Origin of the sequence: Staphylococcus ratti, assembly GCF_020883535.1 — a bacterium.
Lineage (GTDB): Bacteria > Bacillota > Bacilli > Staphylococcales > Staphylococcaceae > Staphylococcus > Staphylococcus ratti.
In genome coordinates this window covers 1,011,117-1,037,115 of sequence record NZ_CP086654.1, presented here as the reverse complement: position 1 = coordinate 1,037,115, position 25,999 = coordinate 1,011,117, and the positions used below count along the sequence as shown (strand labels likewise).

General features: G+C 36.3%; 22 protein-coding genes. 3 read left to right on the top strand and 19 right to left on the bottom strand.

Annotated elements, in window-relative coordinates:
- Positions 1-15: 15 nt before the first annotated feature.
- The 9 genes from LN051_RS05025 to LN051_RS04985 form a co-directional block, all read right to left on the bottom strand.
- Positions 16-1,137, bottom strand: coding sequence for a citrate synthase (locus LN051_RS05025; RefSeq protein WP_229293462.1), 1,122 nt, complete (start codon positions 1,135-1,137; stop codon positions 16-18).
- A gap of 404 nt (positions 1,138-1,541) precedes the next feature.
- Positions 1,542-3,302 carry a pyruvate kinase gene (gene pyk / locus LN051_RS05020; RefSeq protein WP_229293461.1) on the bottom strand — a complete coding sequence of 587 codons (1,761 nt, stop codon included), beginning with the start codon at positions 3,300-3,302 and terminating at the stop codon, positions 1,542-1,544.
- 17 nt (positions 3,303-3,319) lie between these two features.
- Positions 3,320-4,291, bottom strand: a complete 972-nt coding sequence (pfkA, locus tag LN051_RS05015) for a 6-phosphofructokinase (protein WP_229293460.1) — start codon at positions 4,289-4,291, stop codon at positions 3,320-3,322.
- Positions 4,292-4,901: 610 nt separating this feature from the next.
- The gene (locus tag LN051_RS05010; protein WP_229293459.1) at positions 4,902-5,846 is read right to left on the bottom strand and encodes an acetyl-CoA carboxylase carboxyltransferase subunit alpha; all 945 of its coding nucleotides are present in this window, start codon (positions 5,844-5,846) and stop codon (positions 4,902-4,904) included.
- Positions 5,846-6,706: an acetyl-CoA carboxylase, carboxyltransferase subunit beta gene (gene accD, locus LN051_RS05005; RefSeq protein WP_229293458.1), complete on the bottom strand. Its 861-nt coding sequence runs from the start codon at positions 6,704-6,706 to the stop codon at positions 5,846-5,848. Before accD ends, LN051_RS05010 begins: the two co-directional genes overlap by 1 nt.
- 34 nt (positions 6,707-6,740) lie before the next feature.
- Positions 6,741-7,970, bottom strand: coding sequence for an NADP-dependent malic enzyme (ystJ, locus tag LN051_RS05000; protein WP_229293457.1), 1,230 nt, complete (start codon positions 7,968-7,970; stop codon positions 6,741-6,743).
- A 118-nt stretch (positions 7,971-8,088) separates the two neighbouring features.
- Positions 8,089-11,283: a DNA polymerase III subunit alpha gene (locus LN051_RS04995; protein ID WP_229293456.1), complete on the bottom strand. Its 3,195-nt coding sequence runs from the start codon at positions 11,281-11,283 to the stop codon at positions 8,089-8,091.
- A gap of 18 nt (positions 11,284-11,301) precedes the next feature.
- Entirely contained in the window at positions 11,302-12,237 is a 936-nt protein-coding gene (locus LN051_RS04990; protein WP_229293455.1) for a DHH family phosphoesterase, read from the bottom strand.
- Between the two features lie 12 nt (positions 12,238-12,249).
- The gene (locus tag LN051_RS04985) at positions 12,250-13,545 is read right to left on the bottom strand and encodes a DRTGG domain-containing protein (RefSeq protein ID WP_229293454.1); all 1,296 of its coding nucleotides are present in this window, start codon (positions 13,543-13,545) and stop codon (positions 12,250-12,252) included.
- A 185-nt stretch (positions 13,546-13,730) separates the two neighbouring features.
- Here LN051_RS04985 and LN051_RS04980 point away from each other — a divergent pair, with 185 nt between their 5' ends.
- Positions 13,731-14,144: a universal stress protein gene (locus LN051_RS04980; RefSeq protein ID WP_229293453.1), complete on the top strand. Its 414-nt coding sequence runs from the start codon at positions 13,731-13,733 to the stop codon at positions 14,142-14,144.
- Positions 14,145-14,218: 74 nt separating this feature from the next.
- Here the strand turns inward: LN051_RS04980 and LN051_RS04975 are convergent, their stop codons facing one another.
- The gene (locus LN051_RS04975; RefSeq protein ID WP_229293452.1) at positions 14,219-14,911 is read right to left on the bottom strand and encodes a metal-dependent hydrolase; all 693 of its coding nucleotides are present in this window, start codon (positions 14,909-14,911) and stop codon (positions 14,219-14,221) included.
- Positions 14,912-15,035: 124 nt separating this feature from the next.
- On the opposite strand from LN051_RS04975, the gene LN051_RS04970 reads away from it, so the two are divergent.
- Positions 15,036-16,091 carry a M24 family metallopeptidase gene (locus LN051_RS04970; protein WP_229293451.1) on the top strand — a complete coding sequence of 352 codons (1,056 nt, stop codon included), beginning with the start codon at positions 15,036-15,038 and terminating at the stop codon, positions 16,089-16,091.
- A 54-nt stretch (positions 16,092-16,145) separates the two neighbouring features.
- Here the strand turns inward: LN051_RS04970 and ald are convergent, their stop codons facing one another.
- Complete coding sequence (gene ald / locus LN051_RS04965) at positions 16,146-17,261, bottom strand: alanine dehydrogenase (RefSeq protein ID WP_229293450.1); 1,116 nt, start codon at positions 17,259-17,261, stop codon at positions 16,146-16,148.
- A gap of 149 nt (positions 17,262-17,410) precedes the next feature.
- On the opposite strand from ald, the gene LN051_RS04960 reads away from it, so the two are divergent.
- On the top strand, positions 17,411-17,911 hold the full coding sequence (locus tag LN051_RS04960) for a universal stress protein (protein WP_229293449.1): 501 nt from the start codon (positions 17,411-17,413) through the stop codon (positions 17,909-17,911).
- Positions 17,912-18,238: 327 nt separating this feature from the next.
- Here LN051_RS04960 and LN051_RS04955 read toward each other — a convergent pair whose 3' ends face one another.
- From LN051_RS04955 to LN051_RS04920, 8 genes are all read right to left on the bottom strand, one after another.
- A complete protein-coding gene (locus LN051_RS04955; protein ID WP_229293448.1) occupies positions 18,239-19,435 on the bottom strand; it encodes an acetate kinase in 1,197 nt (398 codons plus the stop codon).
- A gap of 81 nt (positions 19,436-19,516) precedes the next feature.
- A complete protein-coding gene (locus LN051_RS04950; RefSeq protein WP_229293447.1) occupies positions 19,517-20,464 on the bottom strand; it encodes a class I SAM-dependent methyltransferase in 948 nt (315 codons plus the stop codon).
- Between the two features lie 73 nt (positions 20,465-20,537).
- On the bottom strand, positions 20,538-21,032 hold the full coding sequence (tpx, locus tag LN051_RS04945; protein WP_229293446.1) for a thiol peroxidase: 495 nt from the start codon (positions 21,030-21,032) through the stop codon (positions 20,538-20,540).
- Between the two features lie 68 nt (positions 21,033-21,100).
- A complete protein-coding gene (locus tag LN051_RS04940; RefSeq protein WP_420853994.1) occupies positions 21,101-21,658 on the bottom strand; it encodes an RDD family protein in 558 nt (185 codons plus the stop codon).
- Positions 21,659-21,667: 9 nt separating this feature from the next.
- A complete protein-coding gene (sppA, locus tag LN051_RS04935) occupies positions 21,668-22,657 on the bottom strand; it encodes a signal peptide peptidase SppA (protein WP_229293445.1) in 990 nt (329 codons plus the stop codon).
- A gap of 143 nt (positions 22,658-22,800) precedes the next feature.
- Positions 22,801-23,574, bottom strand: coding sequence for a sulfite exporter TauE/SafE family protein (locus tag LN051_RS04930; protein ID WP_229293444.1), 774 nt, complete (start codon positions 23,572-23,574; stop codon positions 22,801-22,803).
- 22 nt (positions 23,575-23,596) lie between these two features.
- A complete protein-coding gene (thiI, locus tag LN051_RS04925; RefSeq protein ID WP_229293443.1) occupies positions 23,597-24,817 on the bottom strand; it encodes a tRNA uracil 4-sulfurtransferase ThiI in 1,221 nt (406 codons plus the stop codon).
- Positions 24,814-25,950 carry a cysteine desulfurase family protein gene (locus LN051_RS04920; RefSeq protein ID WP_229293442.1) on the bottom strand — a complete coding sequence of 379 codons (1,137 nt, stop codon included), beginning with the start codon at positions 25,948-25,950 and terminating at the stop codon, positions 24,814-24,816. Before LN051_RS04920 ends, thiI begins: the two co-directional genes overlap by 4 nt.
- Between the last annotated feature and the right edge of the window lie 49 nt (positions 25,951-25,999).

The window sequence follows — 25,999 nt, the reverse complement described above, 5'->3', positions numbered from 1 at the left end:
CTAAATTACAATAAATTAATTGCGTTTTTCAATAGGTTCATACTTGCGGTTTGTTTCACCAATATATGTTGCTCTTGGGCGCATAATACGGTTATCACGTAATTGTTCTAAAATGTGTGCTACCCAACCTGATGTACGACTCACAGCAAATATTGGTGTGAATAAATCATGGTCAATATCCATGCTATGGTAAACTGTCGCACTATAAAAGTCTACGTTAGGCAGTAAACCTTTTTCTTCTTTAACGATTTCAGCAATCTTTAAAGAAATTTCAAATAATTCACTTTGACCAGTTTCATCAGTAATTTTTTGACTCATTTCTTTTAAATATTTTGCTCTTGGATCTCCATTTTTATAAACACGGTGTCCAAAGCCCATAATTTTTTCTTTGTTTTCGAATGCTTTTTTCAAAAATGGTTCTACTTTATCTACTGAACCGATTTCAGTAAGCATTTTCATTACGCGTTCATTTGCTCCCCCGTGCAATGGCCCTTTCAACGATCCAACAGCTGCAGTAATACCAGAATACATATCTGACATTGAAGACACTGCACAACGCGCAGTAAACGCAGAAGCATTTAGCTCGTGGTCAGCATGTAAAATTAAAGCTTTATTAAATCCTTCAACTTCTACATCTGTTGGCTTTTCACCTCTTAACATGTACAAGAAGTTTGCTGCGTAGGAGAGTGATAAATCCGGTTTAACCGGCTTTTTGCCCTCACGTACGCGTGCAAAAGAAGTTACTAATGATGCAATTTTTGCTTGAATACGAATACCACGTTCATATAAAGCCGCTTCATCGTTATCATCAGCATTGTCATCAAAATGTGCTAAATATGAAACCGATGTACGCAATGCTGTCATTGGATGCACTTCATCTGTAGCATATTCTTCAAAATGACTATACATACGTGGATTAAGCGTCATATAGTGATGTAATTTATCTTTTAATTCTTGTAGCTCTTCCTTGTTTGGTAAACGATAGTTCCATAGAAGGAATACGACTTCTTCAAACAAAGCATTTTCCGCTAAATCATCAATATCATAACCAGCATAAGTTAATTGACTATCGATGATGGAACTAATCTTTGTCTCTGCTGCAATTACACCTTCTAAACCTTTCTGTAGTTCTGCCATGTAAATTTCCCCTTTACTATATATTCGCTCTTTTGTAATGGCTTTCATAAGTCATTATAGCTAATATAACGCAATTTGTGAATATTTAATGAACGTTGAAATATCTGAATAATCTATTATTAATTAATGTATTAATTAATGCGCTATAGGCACAAATACCGATATGACAGCGTTTGACACCTATTTTAGCGCAAATATACTTACTTCATTTGCTATCATTTGCTTTCTTTATCACATTTAATAATAAGATATGATATGTATTAAACTTCACATTTGTATTTTATCGCTGTGTTATGCGCATATTTACATGAGTGGCATATATGTATATAAAAACCACTCTATATCAGTTATACCCGATATGGAGTGGTTTTGTCTTATCTTATGCTTTAAATTAAGCAATACTATTATAAAACGTTAGCGTATCCTTCAAACACTTTGCCTTGTGATGCATCTACCGTTACAAGTATATTATCTTTCACATTTTGTGTCACATTGTCTACGCCTACAACAGTTGGAATGCCTTTTTCAAGGCCTACAATAGCACTTGGTGACGTTAAACCGCCCTCTTCAGTGATGAGACCTACAGCATTTTCTAAATAAGGTACGAATGTCTCATCTATTGATGATGTGACAACTACAGCTTGAGATAAATCTTTACCTTCTAATTCAGACGCTTCATTTACAACTATTGTACGTCCTACTGCCGAAGTACGACCAATACCTTGGCCAGACGCAATTTCATCTCCGATAAGGTGTAGTTTCATTAAGTTTGTTGTACCTGTTTCACCTGTTGGTACACCCGCTGTAATGATAATAAGATCACCGTTTTCTACACGTTCTGATTCAATTGCAGTCGCAACCGCATTATTTAATAATTCGTCTGTTGTATAATTACCTTTTTTAACAATTGGATGTACACCCCAAATTAAAGAACATTGACGTGCAGTTGTTTCATTTGGTGTTACAGCAAGAATATCTGATTTCGGACGATATTTAGAAATCGTTTTAGCTGTGTTTCCACTTTCCGTAGCTGCAACGATAGCTTTAACATTTAAGTTTAATGCTGTATGCGCTGCTGATACACCGATAGCATTAACAAGTGATGTTTCAACTAGTTTAGTACGGTCAGACAATAACTTTTTATAATCTTGTGCCTGTTCAGCAGCAACAGCAATATTGTGCATCGCTTTAACAGCTTCTTCTGGATATGAACCAGCTGCCGTTTCACCTGATAACATAACCGCATCTGTACCGTCATAAATGGCATTTGCGACGTCTGAAGCTTCAGCACGTGTTGCGCGTGGATTGCGTTGCATAGAATCCAACATTTGTGTAGCTGTAATGACAGGTTTACCTAATTTGTTACATTTACGAATTAAATCTTTTTGTACAATCGGCACAGTCTCTGGAGGTATTTCAACTCCCATATCGCCACGAGCTACCATGAGACCATCTGACACTTCAAGAATTTCATCAATATTGTCGATACCTTCTTGGTTTTCAATTTTAGGAATAATACTAATTGTGTGATGATTTGCTTCTTCTAATATTTTGCGAATTTCTAATACATCACTTGAACGTCTCACAAAACTCGCTGCAATGAAGTCTACATTTTGTTCAATACCAAAGCGAATGTCATCCGCATCTTTTTCAGTAATTCCCGGTAAATTGACACTTACACCAGGTAGGTTAACCCCTTTTTTGTTTTTAAGCTCTCCGGTATTTAAAACTTTACAATGTACGTGGCCTGCTGGTTGGTCAATACGCTCAACTTGCAATTCAATCAAACCGTCATCTAATAAAATATATGAGCCTTCATGAACATCATTGATTAAATTTTCATATGTTACAGAGAACATTTCTGGTGTGCCTTCAACTTCTGTCATACTTACTGTGACATTAGCACCTTTTTCAAGGGTAATTAGACCATCTTTCATGTTATGCGTACGGATTTCAGGGCCTTTAGTATCTAATAAAATACCTATATTGTAATTCAGTTTATTTGCAATTTTGCGGATAGACTCTATACGTGCACGATGCTCATCATGAGAACCGTGTGAAAAGTTTAAGCGCGCAACATTCATACCCGCTTTCATTAATTTTTCCAACATCTCTTCTGATTCTGATGCTGGGCCAATTGTACACACAATTTTAGTTTTTTTCATGGCAATGCCTCCTAATATTAAATCGATAATTCTTTTGTTAATTCAAGCATACGTTGATTAATTTTCTTATCTTGAGCTGCATTGAAAATGTTATCAAAATCTGTAGCTGTTAAATGGTTGTCTTTAATTCCTACCCCTTTAGCAGTCTCACCATTCATTAATAATTCCATAGCATAGCCGCCAAGTCTTGAAGCTAGTACTCGGTCGACACCTGTAGGACTGCCACCACGTTGAATATGACCTAATACAGAAACGCGAGCATCTACATTAATATATTTAGTTAGCTCTTCAGCACATTGATTTCCTGACATACATCCTTCTGCCACAATAATAATAGAATGTTTTTTGCCACGATCGATACCATGTTGAATTTTTTCAGCAATATCTTGAATGTTGTAGTCTGTTTCTGGTAATATGATTGATTCTGCACCAACTGCTAAACCTGACCATAAGGCTAAGTCACCACAATCACGTCCCATTACTTCAATGATAAATGTACGTGCATGACTTGAAGCGGTATCTCTAATTTTATCGACAGATTCTATAATAGTGTTAAGTGCTGTATCAAAACCAATTGTAAAATCTGTGCCATTAATATCATTATCAATCGTACCTGGAATACCGATAGTTTGAATTTCTTGGCACTCCTCGCTGATACGTTGCGCACCACGATAACTACCATCGCCGCCTATAACAACAAGACCTTCAATACCACGTTTTTTTAAGTTTTCAATCCCTTTCGCCCGAACATTTTTGTCTTTAAACTCAGGACAACGTGCAGAATATAAAAACGTTCCACCACGTTGAATCGTGTCACCTACTGACCCAAGTTCAAGCAAATGAATATCATCGTTGATTAAACCTTGATACCCCTGATAGACCCCATAAACTTCAATATTGTGATAAATCGCTTTACGAACAACTGCTCGAACTGCTGCATTCATTCCCGGCGCATCTCCGCCACTTGTTAAAACTGCAATTTTTTTCATGTAGACATTCCCTTTCTCGCTTTGTTGTTACTTTAAAAATAACATAAATCATAAGGGCAATCCATTAAAAAAAGAGGCTTCGATAGATGAAAACGGTTTAATGTCAAATTGTCAACAAACGTTCATATTACACGTTTTCATATGTGTTTTCACAAAGCAATATATGTCATTCTATTCGGGTGAAAATAGGCAATCAATATGTCATAATCAAATCATTTTTAAGCCATATACAATTAAATGTAGAAGCATTTAATACGCAAGAAAATAATCACTTTGAAACGTATTGCGCGCTTTTAAAGCCTCTCAATAATTAATAATCTAATGTAAATGATGACACAAACTAAAATCGCAATCTTATGAAATACCCATAAGACCGCGATAATACTAGCTACGCCAAGCAATATACAGCTTTACAATGAATCATATACTATTTGAGTATAACATTCCAATGAAAATTTTCAAACAATAACAAAATGCATTATTTATAACAGTATAACTCTATATAATTAGACGCCCTAAGATCTACTTTAATCATTTTAAACCCTATATTACTATTTCAGTATACAAAATAAAGGGCTAGCACATTTTGTTGTCCTCGCCCTTTTTATTGTTATTCTACGAAAGTACCCATACGTCTAAATTTTTCAAAACGATCTTCTTTAATTGCATTGGCACTCATAGTTTCAAAGTCTTTTAAGTGCGCTTCAAACTTCTCTTTAATTTGTGCAGCTTGTAACGTAACATCTTGATGCGCGCCGCCAAGTGGTTCTTTAATGACTTCGTCAATAATGTCGAGCTCTTTCAAATCATAAGCCGTGATTTTCATTGTTTCAGCAGCAATTTTTGCTAACGTACTGTCTTTCCACAAGATTCCAGCAGCACCTTCAGGAGATATAACCGAATAAGTACTGTTTTCTAGCATTAATATACGATTACTCACACCTAATCCTAGTGCGCCACCACTACCACCTTCACCTATAACAAGCGCTATCACAGGGACAGTCAATCCTGCCATTTCAATGAGGTTTCGTGCAATCGATTCACTTTGACCGCGTTCTTCAGCCGCTTTACCCGGATACGCACCCTTTGTATCTATGAAAGTGAAAATAGGTCGTTTAAATTTTTCGGCCTGTTTCATTAAACGTAAAGCTTTACGATATCCCTCTGGATGCCCCATGCCAAAATTACGATATATATTATCTTTCGTATCTTTACCACGCTGTTGGCCAATGACTGTAACGGGCTTGTCATTAAAGTAGGCTACGCCACCAATGATAGCAGGATCATCTCTAAAATTTCGATCTCCATGGAATTCTATAAAATCATCAAAAATATGAGGGATATAATCTAACAATGTTGGTCGCTCTTGTAAACGTGCAATTTGTACACGATCCCAAGGTTTTAAAGTTGTGTAAACTTTCTCTTTTTCTGCATGTAATGCAGCTTCTAACATGTCAATCTCATCAGAAAGGTCTACATCATTTTTAGACTGTGCTTCTTTTAAAGAATCAATTTTATTTTTTATTTCTTGAATTGGTTTCTCAAATTCTAGCATTATGACTTCACCTCACGATGCATTTCAAATAACTGTGCCAATGTTTGTTTCATTTCGCTTCGATGTACAACTTTGTCAAGTTGACCGTGCTCAAGTAAAAATTCAGCAGTTTGAAAGTCATCTGGCAATTTTTCATTAATCGTTTGTTCAATAACTCTACGTCCCGCAAAACCGATTAACGCTTTAGGTTCTGCTAAATTAATATCTCCAACCGACGCAAAACTTGCTGATACGCCACCTGTTGTAGGATGCGTCATATATGAAATAAACAATAGACCCGCTTCAGAATGTTTTTCTAAAGAGACACTTGTTTTAGCCATTTGCATCAATGAGATAATACCTTCTTGCATACGTGCGCCACCTGAAGCTGTAAACAATACAAATGGCAAACGATGCTCTGTACAATAATCAACAATTCTACATATCTTTTCTCCAACAACCGATCCCATGCTTCCCATTCTAAAACGTGAGTCCATCACACCTACGCCAAACTTAATGCCGTTAATGCTAGCCGTCCCTGTTACAACAGCTTCATACAACCCCGTTTTAGTTTGGTCTTTTTCCAATTTTTCTTCATAACCAGGAAAATTTAAAGGATTGGCAGAGGTCATTCCTTTATCAAATTCATTAAACGTGTCTTTATCAGAAATTGCCTCAATGCGACTATGCGCAGACAATGGAATGTGGTGGTCACAATTAAAACAAACATTGAGGTTTTCTGTGAGTTCCTTTGTATACATGATTTTTTTACAATTAGGGCATTTTGTCATAATCCCTTCAGGAACATCGTTTTGTTTTGAATCCTGCACCGTCACATATTTTTTCTTCTTTGAATTTCTGTTGAAAAAATCTTTAAACATACATATACCTCCACACTACCTTTATCTCTCTGAGTTATTTAAGGTCAGTTAATGCTAATGTCTTTTGATAAATCTCTTCAGGATCGACGTCTATTCTTGCCACTCCTGATTCCATCGCCGCTCTAGCAACTTCTCTCGCTACAGATGGCGCAACCCGTTTATCAAATGGGCCAGGTATCACATAGTCAGAATTCAATTCATCTTCAGTGATTAAGCTCGCAATTGCTTTTACTGCTGCTTGTTTCATTTTTTCATTAATGTGTGTCGCACGTACATCTAACGCGCCTCTGAAAATGCCCGGAAATGCTAACACATTGTTAATTTGGTTTGGAAAGTCTGATCGACCAGTTCCGATAACTTTAGCACCTGCTTTTTTGGCAAGATTTGGAGTAATTTCAGGGTTAGGATTTGCCATTGCAAAAATAATTGGGTCATTAGCCATTGTTTCAACCATTTCTTCAGTTAAAATATTAGCTACTGATACGCCGATAAATACATCTGCGCCTTCAATAACATCCGCTAATTTGCCGTTGATTTTATCTTTATTTGTCCACTTTGCAACAAACGCTTTTGTTGGGTTCATTCCGTGAGGACGCCCTTCATAAATAGCGCCTTGTGAATCACACATAATCATATTACGCACGCCGTAAGAATATAACAATTTGACAATAGCAATACCTGCAGCACCGGCACCATTTAAAACGACGCGGATATCTGCAATATCTTTGTTAACGATGCGTAATGCATTCATTAGTCCAGCCATTGTAACAATTGCTGTCCCGTGCTGATCATCATGAAACACTGGAATTTTTGTTTCTTTTTTTAAGCGTTCTTCGATTTCAAAACAGCGTGGCGCAGAAATATCTTCTAAATTAATACCGCCAAAGTTAGGTTCTAAAAGCTTAACGGTACGAATAATTTCTTCTGTATCTGTCGTTGAAAGGGATAATGGAATGCCGTCAACACCTGAAAAGCTTTTAAATAAAACTGCTTTACCTTCCATTACTGGGATACTTGCCTCAGCACCAATGTTGCCCAACCCTAAAACTGCTGTACCATCAGAAATTACTGCAACTGTGTTACTTTTCATTGTATAATCATAAACCTTTTCAGGTTGTTCATGGATATCTTTACAAGGTTCTGCAACACCTGGTGAATAAGCTAAGCTAAGTTCTTCCTTATTCGTTACTTTCACTTTAGGTGCTACGCCTAATTTCCCATGGTTTTCTTTATGCATATGCAAAGCATCGTCTCTTAAAGACATTCACTATCAACTCCCATTTTTACTGTCTCATTTTGATAACTGCTTAAACAGTCGAACTTAAACGTCATTATACTATAGGTCTTTAAAAATTGATATATAAATTACATTTCCAACCCTTTTATAACAATCTTATATTTTCAGGATTAAAGTCTTGAATAAAACTTTCAACATCATCTCGCTGAATATAACCAAGCGTTTGAGTCGCATTGGTTTTATCATCGAAAAACAAGACACTTAAAATATTTTGTTGATTGTCTTGTTGCACCACTGTGCGCTTTAACAATTGTTGTTTAGCTTCAGATAAGTGTTCACGCGTGACGATTTGATTGGCAAACCCTAACTTGTGTTGTTCATACACTTTTAAAGTATTCAGTTGGTTCACGACAATTTGAACTTGGTTGTTACGTTGCTCAAATTTTCCTTCAATGACATAGAAACTTTGTGTATCTAGAGAGGACTCCACCGTTTGATATAGTTTTGGAAATATAACGCCATCAATTTGACGCAAACCATCGTTGAATACTACAAACGCCATCTTTTGCCCTTTTTTAGTACGAATGACTTTAATCTCTTCCAACATCACCAAAATAGGTTCGTTATGGGCTTTCGTTGTAAGTGGATAAACACCAAGATACTGTTTTGCGCGAAATGCTTTTTCTGCTGGATGCATCGATACGTAAAAGCCTAAATATTGTTTTTCATAATCCGATTTCTGCTGTTCAGGCATTTCTTCAGTTTCTTGATATTCTTGTTTCGTTGTGGAAAAAGCTTCTAAAAAGCTTTGATCAAGGTCAGATTGTATATCACTTACTTTATCAATAGATTGCAAAAGGGTCGCTCGGTTCTTTTTAAAACAATCCATTGCTCCTGAAAGAATAAGCGCTTCCAATAATCTCCTAGAACGGATACGTGTAGGTATGCGCCGACAAAAATCAAAGAAATCTTTATAAGCACCATTTTCTATTCGCTCTTTAACGATTGTTTGAACACTTTGATAGCCAATACCCTTTATTGCCCCTAACGAGATGTAAATTTGATGTTTTACTGCACGATAGCGCCATTGGCTATGATTAATATGAGGTCCGTTAATTTGAATGTGTTGTTGCTTGGCCTCCAAAATAATTTGTGCCGTTTTCGTTTCGTTCCCTACCACATTGCTTAAAATATTCGCATAAAAATAAGGTGCATAGTGTACTTTTAAGTAAGTCATGATGTAAGCAATTTTAGAATAACTAACAGCATGCGCTCTAGGAAAACCGTAATCCGCAAATTTTAAAATCAAATCAAAAATTTCTTTACTCAATGCTTTTGAGTAACTTTTTTTACTTGCCCCTTCAATAAAATGTTGGCGTTCATTTTCCAAAACTGCACGGTTTTTCTTACTCATTGCACGTCTTAAAATGTCAGCTTCACCATAGCTAAAGCCTGCGAAGCGACTTGCGATTTGCATAATTTGCTCTTGATAAATAATGACACCATATGTCCGTTTTAATATCGGCTCCAAGTCCGGATGTAAATATTGAACTTCAGAAGGGTTATGTCTTCGTTTTATATATGTCGGTATTTCTTCCATTGGACCAGGACGATACAATGAGGTGACCGCGACAATATCCTCAAAATGCTGAGGTTTTAATTTTTGAAGTACACGACGTACACCTTCTGACTCAAGTTGGAAAATGCCTGTTGTATCTCCTTTAGATAACAATTGAAACACCGCTGCATCGTTAAAAGGAATACGTTCTATATCAATAGCAACGCCTGTATCTTTTTGAACTTGTTTCATCACTTGGTGAATAATTGTTAAGTTACGTAAACCTAAAAAGTCTATTTTTAATAGTCCAATTCGCTCCGCTTCTGTCATTGTCCATTGTGTTAAAACACCTGTTTCACCTTGGGTTAAAGGGATCGTTTCATATAATGGTTGATCATTGACGATAACACCTGCCGCGTGCGTCGAAGTATTACGAGGTAGTCCCTCAAGTTTTTTACATAATTCAAACCACTGCTCATGTCTGTGGTTTCGATGTACAAATTGTTTAAAAGCCTCTGTTGCATAGGCATCTTTTAACGTGACACCTAATTTACTTGGAATAAGTTTTGATGCTTCACTTAATGTTGCTTCGTCAAAGCCCATAACACGTCCGACATCACGCGCAACAGCTTTAGCAAGTAAATGGCCGAATGTAACAATACCTGCAACTTTAAAAGCACCATATTTTTCTTGCACATAGTGAATGACTTTTTCTCTTTGAGTGTCTTCAAAATCAATATCTATATCTGGCATAGTCACACGTTCTGGATTTAAAAAACGTTCAAATAGCAAATCATATTTCAATGGATCAATCGTCGTAATGTTTAATAAATAACTGACTAAAGAACCTGCTGAAGAACCACGACCTGGCCCAACCATAACACCGTTATTTTTAGCATAATTAATCAAATCACTAACGATTAAAAAGTAGTCGCTATACCCCATCGCTTTAATCGTATTGAATTCATGCACCACACGTTGTTGATATGCATTTTGGTTGAGTTGTTTTTTTTTCATTGCAGATTGAAGCTGTTCCCATAAATAATCGTCTGAAGTCATACCTTGAGGTGTGCTGAATTCAGGCAATAGTGGTTGATGGTATGTTAATGTCGCTTCGCATAGTTGAGCGATTTCATCCGTCGCTTCAAGCCATTGTTGCTGAAGATTCATATGGGTAAGCTCATCTATTGTTTTAAAATGTTGTTGCTTAGATATTGATTGTTCCACTAAATTCACTTTCGTATTATCCCGAATCGCACCTAACACTTCTACCGTATCCGCATCACTCGGACTTTCATAAAATGCGGATTCAATCCATACTTTTGGAATAGTACTAATATTGGAAAGGTGGTCTACATAAACAGAGGTAGATTTCGGAACGTTATCAAGCCATGTGGCTGTTTCATGTGTCAATGCTTTAAATATCACTACTGTATCTTCTATGTATTCGGGCAAATCATAGATATTAATATGACGTAGACGCTTTGTATTAATATCTGAAGACAATTTGAAAAGACGCTTTAACCCGTCGTTATTTTTTGCTAAAAGCACAGCTTCTTTCTCTACTAAATCGTCTGTTACATAGAGCGTCAGCCCTAAAATAGGTTGAATATTTGCTTTTAAACATGCATCAAAAAATTGAGGCACGCCATACATCACGTTAAGGTCGGTAATTGCAATGGCTGCATAACCTTCTTGCTTTGCTTTTGAAACGATCCGTTCGATTCTAATACTTGAGTTGAGCAAATCATATGATGTATGGATATTTAAATGTGCAACCATTGCAAATCCTCCTTACCTTTACGACAATTTTTCTTTTAAAGCTTGTGCTAACGATTCAAATGCATCCCAACTGTCCACAGATACACCGGATGCATTAGGGTGACCTCCACCACCAAAAGCTTGCGCAACATCATTAATCACAATTCCTTTCGAACGAATGCGACAACGAATTTCAGTGCCTTCATCAACGGCAAAAACCCAAATGCGTAACCCTTTGATTTCAGCAACCGCATTGACAAATAATGAAGCTTCATTAGGTGGAATTTGATAGGTTTTTAAAATATCGTTTGTAATTTGAACTTTACAAAAGCCATCTTCATCCAATTGGAAATTTTGTAGTACATAGCCTTGAAAAGCAAGTAAATATGGTTCTTTTTCCGCCATTTTGTTTAATAAATCATGGTGATCAATATCTTGTTCTAAAAGTGTGGCTGCCGCATTCATTGTGTGTGGCGTAGTATTATTGAATAAAAAGCGACCGGTGTCTCCCACGATACCTAAGTAGAGTGCAGAAGCGATCGCTTTATTAATCAACTGCTCATCTTGTGCTGCATGAATCATAGAAAAAATAATCTCGCTTGTGGATGATGAAGATGTATCTACATAGTTAAGCATGCCATAATTGTCGACCGGTGGATGATGATCAATTTTGATAAGATAATTTCCTTTATCATAGCGATGATCATCAATTCTAGGCGCATTCGCTGTATCACATACAATGACTAGTGCATTTTCATATAACGTATCATCAACACTATCCATTTTTCCAAATAAAGAGAGCGTTGGTTCATCACTCCCCACGCAATAAACATGTTTTTCAGGATATTTTGCTTGTATATATTTTTGTAAGCCTGTTTGGGATCCTAATGCATCGGGATCTGGTCTTACATGTCGATGAATAATAATTGTTTGATATTCTTTTATTTTTAACTGAATGTCTTCAAAAGTATTCATATTTAGCACTTCCTAACTATCTAATAATTGACACATCAATAAAGCTTTAGCAACTGGTTGTTGTCCACTTTGCATCATTACTTCTAACTTCGCAAAGTTACGTCCCATATCTAGTATATTATACAGAACTTCAACCTCATTCTCGATTTGTACGGTTTTGATATAAAAAATATTGAGACTTTCAATCATCACTTCAAGTTTCTTATGTTTACGCATCACATATTTAATCGTTTCTTCAATGATTGCCACAGAAACAGATTTACTCAACGTTCCAAACTGGTTCGTTAATTGCGGCGTAATTTCAACATGAATTTGATTATTACGAATATCAATATGTTTAGCAACTTGATCGTTAATCGTCTCTCCAACTTGCGGTTGACGCCCCGCAATCTGCATTGCTTTTAATACATCTTCACGAGAAATGACACCTATCAGTTTTCGATCAGCAGAAGTGACAGGTAGTAATTCAATACCCTCCCAAATCATTGAATGGGCACAACTCGCAACAGTCGTGCTTAACTGAGCACTCATTGGAGGCCTTGACATTACTTTATTCAATTGTACTAAAGGGGACTGACTTAAAATGTCTTTACTTGTAATAATACCCGTTAATTTCATTTCTTTATCAACGACAGGAAAACGCGAATGCCCTGTTTCCTGAGCCTTTTTACTTACTTCTTCTACCGACATAGAATCAAACAAATAAGACGTTTCTTCTAATGGAATGACGATATCTTCCACTAATAATATTTCTTTTTTTATCATTTTATTATACATCGCTCGGTTAATGATGTTCGCTACCATAAACGTATCGTAATTAGACGAAATGATTGGCAACTCGTGTTCATCCGCATAATGCTTAATCTCATTCGAGGCATCGAATCCACCAGTAATTAAAACGGCGCTCCCTTTTTTTAAAGCTGCTTTTTGAACATCTTCTCTATTCCCAACAATGAGTAATGTGTTTTTCGATACATAATTCACTACGTTTTCAAGTTCCATGGCGCCAATTGCAAATTTTGTTAGTGAATTAAATTGTCCTCCACGTCCCGCGATAATTTGTCCATCGATGATTTTAGCAATTTCACCAAAGGTTAATACATCTAACTGTTCACGTGACTTTTTTTCGATACGCACCGTCCCTACTCGGTCAATAGTCGCCACAAGCCCACGTTGTCCCGCATCTTTAATCGCACGGTAAGCCGTTCCTTCTGAAACATCTAAATCTTTTGCGATTTTACGAACTGATATTTTTTGACCGATAGAAAGTTTCTCTATATGCTTTATAATTTGTTCATGTTTTGTCATTTTAAATTACCTCAACCATATGTATCAATTTTAAAATAATCCCTTTTCGTTATAGATGTTTTTGTCCTATCTATTATACCTTTTTTTATACTGTGATGTGAAAGAGAATCCTATCCTTTCTGGATGATATTTAATGGAAATCAGCAAATGTTTTGTTTACAATAAAATAAAAAGGAGGAACTCTTATGCACAAACATATTTTATTAGCTGTTGATCCTGATTTAAAAAATGCTAAAGCAATTGAAGAAGTCAAAAAGTTAGCAGATGATGAAACATTAGTGACATTACTTCATGTCATCGGTGAACAAGATGTTCAAGCCTCTGTTCGTATGGGTACACATATCAATGAACTCAAAAAAGTTCGTGATGACAAAATGCAAGCTACGAAAGCACAATTAGAAGCGGATCATATTCAATATGAAGTCATTATTGAGCGTGGTAACCCTAAAGAAAAAATCGTTGCTTATGCTAATAGCGGTCGTTACGACATTGTCGTTGTAAGCAATAGAAAAGCCGAAGCGGCTAAAAAGTTCGTTTTGGGAAGCGTAAGTCATAAAGTCGCTAAACGCGCTAAAATCCCAGTTCTAATTGTAAAATAACAATACTTTTTAAATGTATTTTTACGAAGTGAAGTAAGGAGACCAAGACTTCAAAATGTCTTGGCCTCCATATTTTATGACAACTCAACAGACTCACCGGGTTTCAAAATTTGAACTTCACCGTGTGTGACTGCTTTTTTGAAATCTTCAGGGTTTTGTTCAATGAGCGGGAATGTATTATAGTGGATTGGCACACTAATTTTAGGTCGAATTAACGAGTTAATCGCATAACTTGCATCCTCAATCCCCATCGTAAAGTTATCGCCAATTGGCACAAAACATACATCTACAGGATGACGGTCTGCAATCAGCTTCATATCACTAAATAATCCTGTATCCCCAGTATGATAAATTGTTTTATTATCAAGTTCCAACACAACGCCCATTGGCATTCCTAAATAAATAGGTTTACCGTTATCGTCCATTAAACTTGAACTGTGAAAAGCTTGGACAAATTTTAATGTTCCAAAGTCAAACTCCCATTTGCCACCAATATTCATGCCATGAACATTTTCTATACCATGCGCTGAATTCAAGTAATTTGCCATTTCAGCCGTACCAATTACGGTTGCATTTGTACGCTTCGCAATCTCAAGCGTATCACCAAAATGATCTTCGTGACCATGCGTTAAAATAATATAATCCACTTCAAGTGTTGATGCATCTAAATCTGACAATTCATTTCCAGTGATAAATGGGTCAATAATTCCTTTTTTGCCATTTGCTTCAAAATACACTGTTGATTGTCCGTGAAACGATAATTTCATTATGCCATCCTCCTTTTTGCTATTAATATCACTATACCACGTCTTTATACGAACAACACATTCTAACAGTTTGAATTGTCTCAGATTTTTTATTTAAAATGTTTATATTAAGGAGGCGCTTCAAATGACACAAATCAATCAACTAATTTCAAAAATTAAAGCATCCAATGCAGATGCCGCTTGGATTTCTAATCCAATTAATATTTACTATTACACAGGTTACAAAAGTGATCCTCATGAAAGACTTTTCGCACTTCTCGTGAAATCAACTGGAGAACGCATTCTGTTTTGTCCACAACTTGAAGTCGAAGAAGTAAAAGCATCCCCTTTTGACGGTACAATTATAGGTTATCTCGACACTGAAGATCCATATGCGAAGTACAAAGATGAGCTCAATACGGTCTTAATCGAAGAAAACCATTTAACTTATCGTCGATACAACGAACTTAAATCTGCTTATCAATTGCAAGAAGTTCGTCCTGTCGATGCAATCATTCAAGAAATGAGAAATGTTAAATCTCAGGAAGAAATTGATATTTTAGCAAAAGCAGCTGAACTCGCTGACAAATGTATGGAAATTGGAGAAGCCTTTTTAAAAGAAGGTGTCACTGAACGCGAAGTTGTCAATCATATCGAAAATGAAATCAAGGCTTTTGGTGTCCATGAAATGAGTTTTGATACGATGGTGTTATTTGGAGATCATGCTGCAGCCCCACATGGCACACCTGGCGATCGGAAGCTTAAAAATAATGAGTTTGTCTTATTTGATTTAGGTGTGATTTATCAAAATTATTGTAGCGATATTACGCGAACAATACCATTCGGCACACCTAGCGATGAAGCTCAAAACGTTTATGATATTGTAAAGCAAGCACAATTAGCAGCGATTTCTAAAATTAAACCTGGTGTTAAAGTGAGTGAAATTGACAAAACTGCACGTACCATCATCTCAGAAGCCGGTTATGGTGAATTTTTCCCACACCGCTTAGGTCATGGTTTAGGATTAGAAGCGCATGAATATCCAGATATTTCAGAAACGAATGACCTTCTTTTAAAAGAAGGCATGGTGATTACAATCGAACCTGGTATTTATGTTCCAGATGTTGTAGGTGTCCGTATTGAAGACGATATACTGTTAACACAAAATGGATACCAATCATTATCATCGTATAAAAAATAGTTAAAAACAACAGCGGTAAGACGTTACATCCTACCGCTGTTGTTTTGATAACTTTTATTTTAATACTTCTGAAACCGGAGTGAAGTCTTTATTAAACGCTTCAGCTACAGCTTTATTCGTCACTAAACCATTATACGTATTTAAACCTTCAGATAAAGGTACGTTGTCGATAAGCGCTTGTTTATAACCTTTATTAGCAAGTTGGAGTGCATAAGGTAATGTCGCATTATTTAAGCCAATGGTAGACGTGCGTGGAACAGCGCCTGGCATGTTAGCAACTGCATAATGCACTACACCGTGTTTAATATAAGTAGGGTCATCATGTGTTGTAATGCGGTCTGTCGTTTCGAAAATACCACCTTGGTCGATCGCAATATCAACTACAACCGAACCTGCTTTCATTTTTTTAATCATATCTTCAGTTACAAGTTTAGGTGCTTTGGCTCCTGGAATAAGCACGGCCCCAATCACTAAATCACTCATTTTCACATGTTCTTCGATATTTAGCGGGTTGGACATAATCGTATGGACACGGCCGTCAAATAATTCTTCAAGCTGTTGTAAACGTCTAGGATTAACATCTAAAATCGTCACATCAGCGCCAAGGCCTAAAGCAATGCGTGCTGCATTTGTTCCAGCTTGGCCCCCACCGATAATTGTTACTTTACCTTTTTGAACACCAGGAATACCACCTAGTAAAATGCCCATACCGCCATTAAATTTCTGTAAAAATTGCGCACCAATTTGAGCAGACATACGTCCCGCTACTTCACTCATTGGTGTAAGTAATGGTAATGAGCGGTCAGCTAATTGTACTGTTTCATAAGCAATAGCCACCACTTTATTTTTAATTAACGCTTCCGTTAACTCAGGCTCATTTGCTAAGTGTAAATAAGTAAATAAAATAAGCCCTTCTCTAAAGAAATCATATTCTTCTTTTAAAGGCTCTTTAACTTTAATTACCATATCTACGTCCCAAACTTTTGCTTGAGCGTCGATGATTTCTGCACCAGCCTCAACATAATCAGCATCTTCAAAAAAAGAACCTAATCCTGCTGACTTTTCAACGACAACAGTATGACCTGCTTCGACTAATGCGTGGACACCACTTGGTGATAATCCCACTCGATTTTCGTTGTTTTTTATCTCCTTAGGAATACCAATTTTCATTCTCCCTGCACCTCCCAAGGCTAATGATAACGTATGTCTTTTGTAAGCGCAATCATAAGTTCTAATTCTTTTTTACAACTTATTTATAATTGGCAGAATTTACAAAAAACGTGATATAATAATAGTGAAATAAGAAAGGAGTTTTGGCCATGTTAATGTACAAAAATATTCTAATTGCAGTTGACGGTTCACACGAAGCAGAATGGGCTTTTAACAAGGCAGTTGCAGTAGCTCGTCGTAACGATGCGAAATTAACAATTATGAATGTAATTGACTCTCGTACCTATACTTCTTTTGAAGTGTACGACTCTAATTTCACTGAAAAGTCAAAATCATTCGCTGAAAAATTGTTAGACGGTTATCGCAAAGTCGCAGAAGAGGAAGGCGTGACACATATTGAAACCAAATTAGAGTTTGGTTCTCCGAAATCTATCATTCCTAAAAAAGCGAGAGAAGAAGGCAACATTGATTTAATCATGTGTGGTACTTCAGGCTTAAACGCTGTTGAACGTTTTATTGTTGGCTCTGTATCAGAAGCTATCGTACGCCATGCAGAGTGTGATGTGCTTGTTGTTCGTACTGAACAAATCCCTGAAACATTCGAGCCACGTGTTGCCACAAAAGAACTCCTACAAGATTACAATATTTAATCAACACTGCAATACTGCCAATGAAATGATGTACGCACTCTAGAGCAATAAAAATAATGTGATTCATATGCCAACAAATACGCCCTCTTCCATTTTGCCGGTATATGAATAATCTAATAACTTTACAGCATTACATTTATAGAAAGCGGACGTATGAGTAATTATGTTTACTTCATACGTCCGCTTTTTATTTTTCGATTAAACATCAATCAAAGAGATTGAAGCATTACCGCTTACTACTCTAGAAAACCGCTCAACGGTGTTTCATATGTAAGATTTTGCCTCAACCTCTTCAAATCATTTAACCAATGCCCTCATTCGGTCGTTTTATAAGCCACCAAATTTCATTACATCACGTGCAATCATAACTTCTTCATTTGTAGGAATGACTAACACTTTAACAGGAGAATGCGGATAGTTCAATTCTGCTTCCTTGCCGCGTAATCCTTCGTTTTTACGTGGATCCCAATAAACGCCCATAAATTCTAAACCTTCTAAAACACGTGCACGAATAACGTCTGAATTCTCACCAACACCAGCAGTGAAGACGATGACATCAACACCATGCATACGTGTTGCATATGAACCCATATATTTATGAATACGTGATGCAAAAACTTCTAATGCAAGTTCTGCACGTTCGTTACCGTTGCTTGCATCATCTTCAATATCACGTAAGTCACTTGACGTTCCTGTAATACCAAGTAATCCAGATTCTTTGTTTAAAGTATTTAATACTTCATCTGCTGTTTTACCTGTTTTCTCCATGATAAATGGAATTAAAGCAGGATCAATGTTACCTGAACGTGTCCCCATCGTAACACCTGCTAATGGCGTGAATCCCATAGATGTATCTACAGATTCTCCGCCATCAATAGCTGCAATTGAAGCACCGTTACCAATATGGCAAGAAATAATACGTAATTCTTCAACAGGTTTACCTAAAATTTCAGCCGCACGTTGTGATACATATTTGTGGCTTGTACCGTGGAAACCATATTTACGAATACCGTAATCTTTATAGTAGTTATATGGCAAACTGTAAAGATATGCAGATTCAGGCATTGTTTGGTGGAATGACGTATCAAATACTGCTACATGAGGGATATTAGGTAATAATTTTCTAAAAGCTTCAATGCCCATTAAGTTTGCTGGGTTATGCAAAGGGGCTAAGTCTGTTAATTTTTTAATATCTGTAACGACATCATCAGTAACTAATTCAGATTCAGGGAATCTTTCTCCACCATGTACCACACGGTGACCTGTACCATCAATATCATTGATGTCATTAATAATACCATGTGCTTGTAAACTGTCTAACATCATGTTTACAGCTTCTTCATGATCTTTAATGTCTTTTACTTCTTTTACTTTCTCTCCATTCACTTCAACAGTGAAAATAGAATCTTTAAGGCCAATACGTTCTATTAGACCTTTAGTAATTAATTTTTCTTCTGGCATTTCAATTAATTGAAATTTCAATGATGAGCTACCAGCGTTAATTGCCAAAATTAACTTAGACATGTAAACGTCCTCCAATATTTATAGTTTATATCCAAAATCTATTTAACCATTATCACAGTTGGATTTCAAGAGTACTACAGATTATTTTTTCGGGTGATTTTGATTCATCCAATTTTGGAGTTCACTCAAGAAATTTTGAAAGTTTTGTGGCTGTTTCAAATCAGGGATATTGGCTAACAAAACTTCAACAGGTCGGGTTACACCTTGTTCTTTTTTCTGAAGAATAAGCAATGATTTTTGCGCACGTTCGTTTTTAAATAAATTTTTAGGCAAATTAAGAAACGCTTGCATTTCCGTTTCTGTTGCAATAAAATTTTCTAACTGTTTCACTTTCTCATCTTCAAACAATTGTGTAGGAACGACTAAAAACGCATAGCCTGATGGTTTAAGCGCTGTAATCGCTTGCTCAATAAATAAATGGTGTGCATAGCTATGCCCTTCTTCAAAACCCAATTTCATCTGATGACTGCGTTCATCTACAGGATAGTAACCAATAGGCAAATCTCCTATCGTCACATCTGCTTCTTCAAATGGAAGTGGCATTAGTGCATCTTGAGGATAAACATCAAATGGTATTTCAAGAAAGTTCGCAAGATGTACGCTTAATCTTGATAAAACCGGATCCACTTCTACTAAATGATGCATCATCGTCTTATCAGACATCACTTCATGAATGGTAGCACTTAAATGCCCCGAACCGCCACCTAAATCTGCAATATGAAACGCTTGATTTTCTGATTCAAATTGTGAAATTAAATATCCTAAAATCAAACCAATTGAATCCGGTGTGATTTGATGGTTCGCTTGGACCTCTTCTTTTTGTAATTGACTTAAATACGCAAATTGGAAAGCTTTACGTCTATCTTGCAACGTCGCTTGCTCAATTAACTCACGATTTTTAGTGTACATTTGTTCCATAGCAAGTCCTAGATTTTCAATAAAGCTTTGTCCATTTTCTTTATTAAGTTGATGCGTGATTTCATCCAGTTTTTTATAAATTTTTTCCATAACTGTCTGTGATTCTGACATATTCTACGTCCTTTCAAAAAACAAGGCTGGTACATCAAAAAATGTTCCAGCCTCAGGATTAATTTATAATTCTTTATAGCTGACGATATGCTTGTAAAGCTGCATCAAAATTAGGAAAATCTGTACCTTCTGGCACAATTTCTTTATAAACAACTTTATTGTTTTCGTCTAAAACAAATACTGATCGCGCGAGTAATTGTAGCCCGTCCATCAATACGCCATAAGCTTCACCAAATGAACGATTTTGATAATCACTTAAAGTGATCACATTATCTAAACCATTCGATGCACACCATCTTTTTTGTGCAAAAGGTAAATCTAAAGACAATGTCAATACGAAACCATCTTCATCGTTCGCTTGTTCATTGAATTTGCGTGTTTGTTGATCACACACACCCGTATCTAATGATGGTACAACATTTAATAATTTTTTCTTCCCATCAAACTTTGCTAAAGTCACTTCTTGTAATTGCGTATCTACAACTTTGAAATCAGGTGCTTGATCACCTACATTGACTTCGTTCCCTAAAAGGTTAACAGGATTTTGTTTAAATGTAATTTGTGCCATAAATCTATTGCCTCCTTAAATAAATCCAAGTCATTTACATTATACGAGTTCTCATGATTCTTCGCACGTCATAGGCCTTCATTTTCTTTAATGTAATTAAGATATTTCTTTTTAACTACAACCGTATCTGCAAAATAATCGTGTACACCAATATGTTTTGGTGTAAAAATCACCGCAAGATACGGTAAGCCTAACATAATATTCGAAATGATACGTCCAATCCACTCACGAAATAATACATCTGACCATTGAAATGGTTTGAAATCATTACGATACACTTGAATACCTAAAATCATTTTACCAAGTGTTTGTTGGAAAAATTTTGTCATTAATACAAAATATAAAAAATAAAGTAATGCGTTGAGTACATTTGAAAGACTGAAATAATCAATCCATAATTTAAAACTATCGGCTCCTGTCAATGTTAAGAGCGGATTAATCACAATATTTGATACCGCCCAAAGAATAATTAAGTCTATGATATAACTTAAAAATCGAATACCGAACCCCGCGTAAAAAAATGCATCTAACTCATATTGATATTTTGTAAGAATATGAGGTGGTTGTTGACCTTGCATAGGTTCAAACTGCGACGGCGACACGTTTTGAAATCGAGACGTTTCCACTACGAACACCTACCCTTCATACATATACATTGGACGCGTGTCTGATTTGTTAGTTAAAATGTTACGCGCTTGTTGAATATCTGATTTTAAACCTTCATATGCAGATTTCAAGCCAAATAACGAACCAAATTTAGCACTATCTTCACTAAAAGATATAATTTGTGGGTTTTTGACTTTTAGCTCTTTTTTCATTTGTTTCAAAGCCGCATCTTTGTATCCAATTTCATCAATTAAGCCTTCAGACTTCGCTTGTTGCGCACTGTATATACGGCCGTCTGCAAGCTTACGCACTTTACTTTCTGACATATGACGTCCTTCTTTAACTACATTAACAAACTGATCAAAGCTATCTTTATTCACAGATTGTAAAATATTTCGTTCCTCTTGCGTCATTTCTCTATCTGGACTCATAATATCTTTATGACTTCCAGATTTTATCGTATTCGTTTTAACTCCTAAATTTTTCAATAGTTCTGAGTAGTCCATCGATTGAGAGATAACGCCAATCGAACCCGTTAACGTTTGAGGTCCCGCGTAGATTTTATCTGCAGGCATAGAAATATAATATCCTCCAGAAACGGCAACTGTTTCCATCTGTACATAAATTTTCTTGCCTTTTTCTTTAATTTCTTTTAATTTTTGATAAAATTCGTCACTTTCATATGTTCCACCGCCAGGCGAATTAACTGTTAACAATACACCTTTAATAGAATCGTCTTTCTTAATAGTATCTAACTGCTTCAATGCTGCTGCATGATCATAACCTTCACTACCCCCAAAAAGACCACCTGAGGCACTTCCAGTAATCTCACCTTTAACTGCAATTTCAGCAATTTGTTTTGAAGCGTCTCCTTTTTGAATGATACTACTTGGAGCATCTTCAACTTCACTTACATCACTACTAAAAAAAGATGAAGCTAGTGTAGTCAAAGTACTCATCAGTATACCGCCCATAACGATAACCACTGCTAAAATAATTGCTACAATTCTTTTCGACATGCAAAACTCCCTCTCCTTGTAATTTATTGTTTCTACAATAAATAGTTTATCATTTTATTAGCCATTTAGAAAAACCTACTAAGTTAATCTGCAAAAAAATTTATTTTATAGAAGATTTTGTCCTAATATGTAATTGCTTTTGATTAAAGTATAAAATCTTTAAAATAATCAAAAGCGTTTTTTAAGATAAGTACTAAAGTAACGCAAACAAATAGAACTTTAACAAAGCTAACACCTTTCCTGATAGCAAATTGCGCACCTGTATAAGCGCCTACTATGGAACTTATCAATAGGAAAAAGCCTAAAATATAGTCTACGTGTCCTAAGTACATAAACATAAGTAGCGCACCTAAATTAGAAGCAAAATTAAGCACTTTCGCATTTCCAGCAGCGCTCAAAAAATCAAACCCGACTATGAGTAACGCAAACATTAGAAATGAGCCCGTTCCTCCACCTAAAAAGCCATCATAAAAACCAATTAACATAATCAGTAAAACAAATAGTAACGCCTTGATAGTCGTTAATTTGGTATAGGTACGCGTAGCACCCCAATCCTTTTTGAGCAAGGTGTAGCAAAGCACACCTGCTAAAATGAGAATGACAATAGGCTTTAAAACTTCTGCTGGTAAAAATACAGCTAGCGACGTTCCTCCTATCGCGGTCAAAAAAGAGAGTGGAAATAATTTACTCACTATAGGTAAATCGACTTTCTTAGCACGAACAAATCGTAGTGCACTCGTAAATGATCCTGCTGCGCTTGCCATTTTATTTGTTCCTAAAGCTGTGGCGGGCGTAATGCCTAGGGCTAAGAGCGCAGGGATTAATATTAACCCCCCTCCACCAACGACTGCATCAATAAAGGCAGCTAAAAAAGCAAAGGCGACAGCGATTAATATGATTGTAATGTCTAATTCCATCCCCTTCACCCCAAACTAAAAGTTAAAATAAATCGTCATCCCATTGCGTCGTTTCACTTTGATGAATTTGATAATTTTTGTCAATCACTAGTGTTTCGATGTGCTCAACCGCTTCATTCAGCATAGGTTCGAAGTCAAAACCGGATTCATATTGAATGACTTTGTCGAATTGAGGTTCTGTAACAGGATTCTTCGGTGTAAAAATTGTGCAACAGTCTTCAAAAGGCTGTATAGACGTTTCAAATGTCCCCAACACTTTTGCCTTGCTTATAATCTCTTCTTTATCTAGTGATAATAACGGACGAAGCACAGGCGTAGATGTAACAGCATTGATTGCATACATACTTTTTAAAGTTTGACTTGCCACTTGCCCTAAATTTTCACCATTGACAATTGCGTCTGCACCAATTTGTTGAACGACTTTGTCTGCAATACGCATCATCATACGTCTTGTCGACGTCATTGTGTAGCGTTCATGTACCACTTTATGAATTTGCTTTTGAACTTCAGTAAATGGAACAATATGCAATTTAATTGTACCCACACGTTCTGCCATAATACGTGTAAGTTCAATCACTTTCTCTTTTGCTTTCTCACTGGTAAAAGGCGGGCTGTGAAAATGAATCGCTTCAATCGTTACACCTCTGCGCATTACTTCCATACCTGCTACAGGTGAATCGATGCCACCAGATAACATCAATAACGTTTTTCCTCCTGTTCCAACAGGAAGTCCTCCTATCGCAGGAATGACTTTATCATACATATAAACTGCATCAAGACGCACTTCTATTTTAATCTCATGGTCTGGTTGACGGACGTTAACATGTAAATCTTTTGAATGTTTTAATACAGCTCCACCTACCATGCGTTGTATGGCAAACGTTTCATATTCAAATTGTTTATCTGAGCGTTTAACTTCAACTTTGAAGCTATCCCCTGATTTATATTGTTCTGCAAAGATAACAGCATGCTGATACATCGCATCCATAGACTTTTCTATTTTTAGCACAGGGCTAATTGAATGAACACCATATACTTTAGAAATACGTTCTATCATGCTATCGATGTCAGCATGAGGCTCAAGTTGAATATACATTCTATCTCTATTTGCTTTTACCTCATAACCTTGCAAAGGCATCAATGCACGCTTCACATTCGAACGCAATTGATTGACAAACGTTTTACGATTTGCCCCTTTTAATGTTAGCTCTCCATATCTTACTAGAAGATGATCATAAATCATTTCCTTAGCAACTCCTCTACTTCTTTATATACAATATCTAATACTTCAAAAAATCGGTTTACATCGTCCATGGATGTATGACGATCAAAAGATAGACGAATACTACCCAAAATATTGCTTGAATCAATATTCATCGCACTTAATACTTCATTTAATTTGGCGTGCTTCGATGAGCATGCGCTTGTGGTTGAAACCATGACATCATGTTTTGAAAATGCATTGACTAAAACCTCTCCGCGCACCCCAGGAAAACTAATATTCAAAATGTGTGGCGAGGCGTCTTCTGGAGAATTAACAACAATACCCGGGTACTGTTGAAGTTGGTTTCTTATAGCCATATTAACGCCTTTTAATCCTTTGATTAATACATGCTGATGTGACACCGCCAAGCGAATCGCTTTAGCCAATGCTACATCACTTGGTAAGTTAACTGTGCCACTGCGCAAACCAAATTCTTGGCCGCCGCCTTGAATAATCGGCGTTAGTGCATGTGCATTTTTCAAAATTAATAAGCCTTGTCCTTTTAAACCATTAAATTTATGACCACTGATTGCTATACTATCAATATCTTGCATAACGATCGGTTGTTTACCAAGCGCTTGAACCGCATCCACATGAAAGTGCACTTTAGGATATGCTGACAACAACTGACTCATTTCTCTTATTGGTTGGATTTGTCCCATGATATTATTCACTTGCATACATGTCACTAAAATCACATCTGAATTCAATAAAGATTCAAAATGTGTTAAATCAATTTGCCCTTTATCAGTGACATTGACAAATTTCAATTTGAATCCTTCAGTTTCAAGTTGACGCATCACTTCTAGCACAGAGGGATGTTCAAGCACAGAAGTAATAATCGTTTTACCGAATGGCTTTTTTTGGTACGCCGCTCCTTTTAAAGCCATATTATTAGACTCCGTCGCTCCGCTTGTAAAAATGATAGTTTCCTCATTCAAATGTAGCGACTGTCGAATTTGCGCACGCGCTTCTTCTAGTAAACGTTGTGCTTCACTCCCTTTGACGTGTGGACTGTTAGGATTATAAAAAAACGTTTGATTCACCTTCATAAAACTGTTTAACACTTCTGGTTGAACACGTGTCGTTGCAGCATTGTCAAAATATAACATGATACAGGAACTCCTTGAATAAGATTGTGAATTATTATTATTGTACTAC

Coding starts and splice junctions, on each gene's coding strand:
- LN051_RS05025 (WP_229293462.1), bottom strand. CDS start 1,137: ATGGCAGAACTACAGAAAGGTTTAGAAGGTGTAATTGCAGCAGAGACA.
- pyk (WP_229293461.1), bottom strand. CDS start 3,302: ATGAAAAAAACTAAAATTGTGTGTACAATTGGCCCAGCATCAGAATCA.
- pfkA (WP_229293460.1), bottom strand. CDS start 4,291: ATGAAAAAAATTGCAGTTTTAACAAGTGGCGGAGATGCGCCGGGAATG.
- LN051_RS05010 (WP_229293459.1), bottom strand. CDS start 5,846: ATGCTAGAATTTGAGAAACCAATTCAAGAAATAAAAAATAAAATTGAT.
- accD (WP_229293458.1), bottom strand. CDS start 6,706: ATGTTTAAAGATTTTTTCAACAGAAATTCAAAGAAGAAAAAATATGTG.
- ystJ (WP_229293457.1), bottom strand. CDS start 7,970: ATGTCTTTAAGAGACGATGCTTTGCATATGCATAAAGAAAACCATGGG.
- LN051_RS04995 (WP_229293456.1), bottom strand. CDS start 11,283: ATGGTTGCACATTTAAATATCCATACATCATATGATTTGCTCAACTCA.
- LN051_RS04990 (WP_229293455.1), bottom strand. CDS start 12,237: ATGAATACTTTTGAAGACATTCAGTTAAAAATAAAAGAATATCAAACA.
- LN051_RS04985 (WP_229293454.1), bottom strand. CDS start 13,545: ATGACAAAACATGAACAAATTATAAAGCATATAGAGAAACTTTCTATC.
- LN051_RS04980 (WP_229293453.1), top strand. CDS start 13,731: ATGCACAAACATATTTTATTAGCTGTTGATCCTGATTTAAAAAATGCT.
- LN051_RS04975 (WP_229293452.1), bottom strand. CDS start 14,911: ATGAAATTATCGTTTCACGGACAATCAACAGTGTATTTTGAAGCAAAT.
- LN051_RS04970 (WP_229293451.1), top strand. CDS start 15,036: ATGACACAAATCAATCAACTAATTTCAAAAATTAAAGCATCCAATGCA.
- ald (WP_229293450.1), bottom strand. CDS start 17,261: ATGAAAATTGGTATTCCTAAGGAGATAAAAAACAACGAAAATCGAGTG.
- LN051_RS04960 (WP_229293449.1), top strand. CDS start 17,411: ATGTTAATGTACAAAAATATTCTAATTGCAGTTGACGGTTCACACGAA.
- LN051_RS04955 (WP_229293448.1), bottom strand. CDS start 19,435: ATGTCTAAGTTAATTTTGGCAATTAACGCTGGTAGCTCATCATTGAAA.
- LN051_RS04950 (WP_229293447.1), bottom strand. CDS start 20,464: ATGTCAGAATCACAGACAGTTATGGAAAAAATTTATAAAAAACTGGAT.
- tpx (WP_229293446.1), bottom strand. CDS start 21,032: ATGGCACAAATTACATTTAAACAAAATCCTGTTAACCTTTTAGGGAAC.
- sppA (WP_229293445.1), bottom strand. CDS start 22,657: ATGTCGAAAAGAATTGTAGCAATTATTTTAGCAGTGGTTATCGTTATG.
- LN051_RS04930 (WP_229293444.1), bottom strand. CDS start 23,574: ATGGAATTAGACATTACAATCATATTAATCGCTGTCGCCTTTGCTTTT.
- thiI (WP_229293443.1), bottom strand. CDS start 24,817: ATGATTTATGATCATCTTCTAGTAAGATATGGAGAGCTAACATTAAAA.
- LN051_RS04920 (WP_229293442.1), bottom strand. CDS start 25,950: ATGTTATATTTTGACAATGCTGCAACGACACGTGTTCAACCAGAAGTG.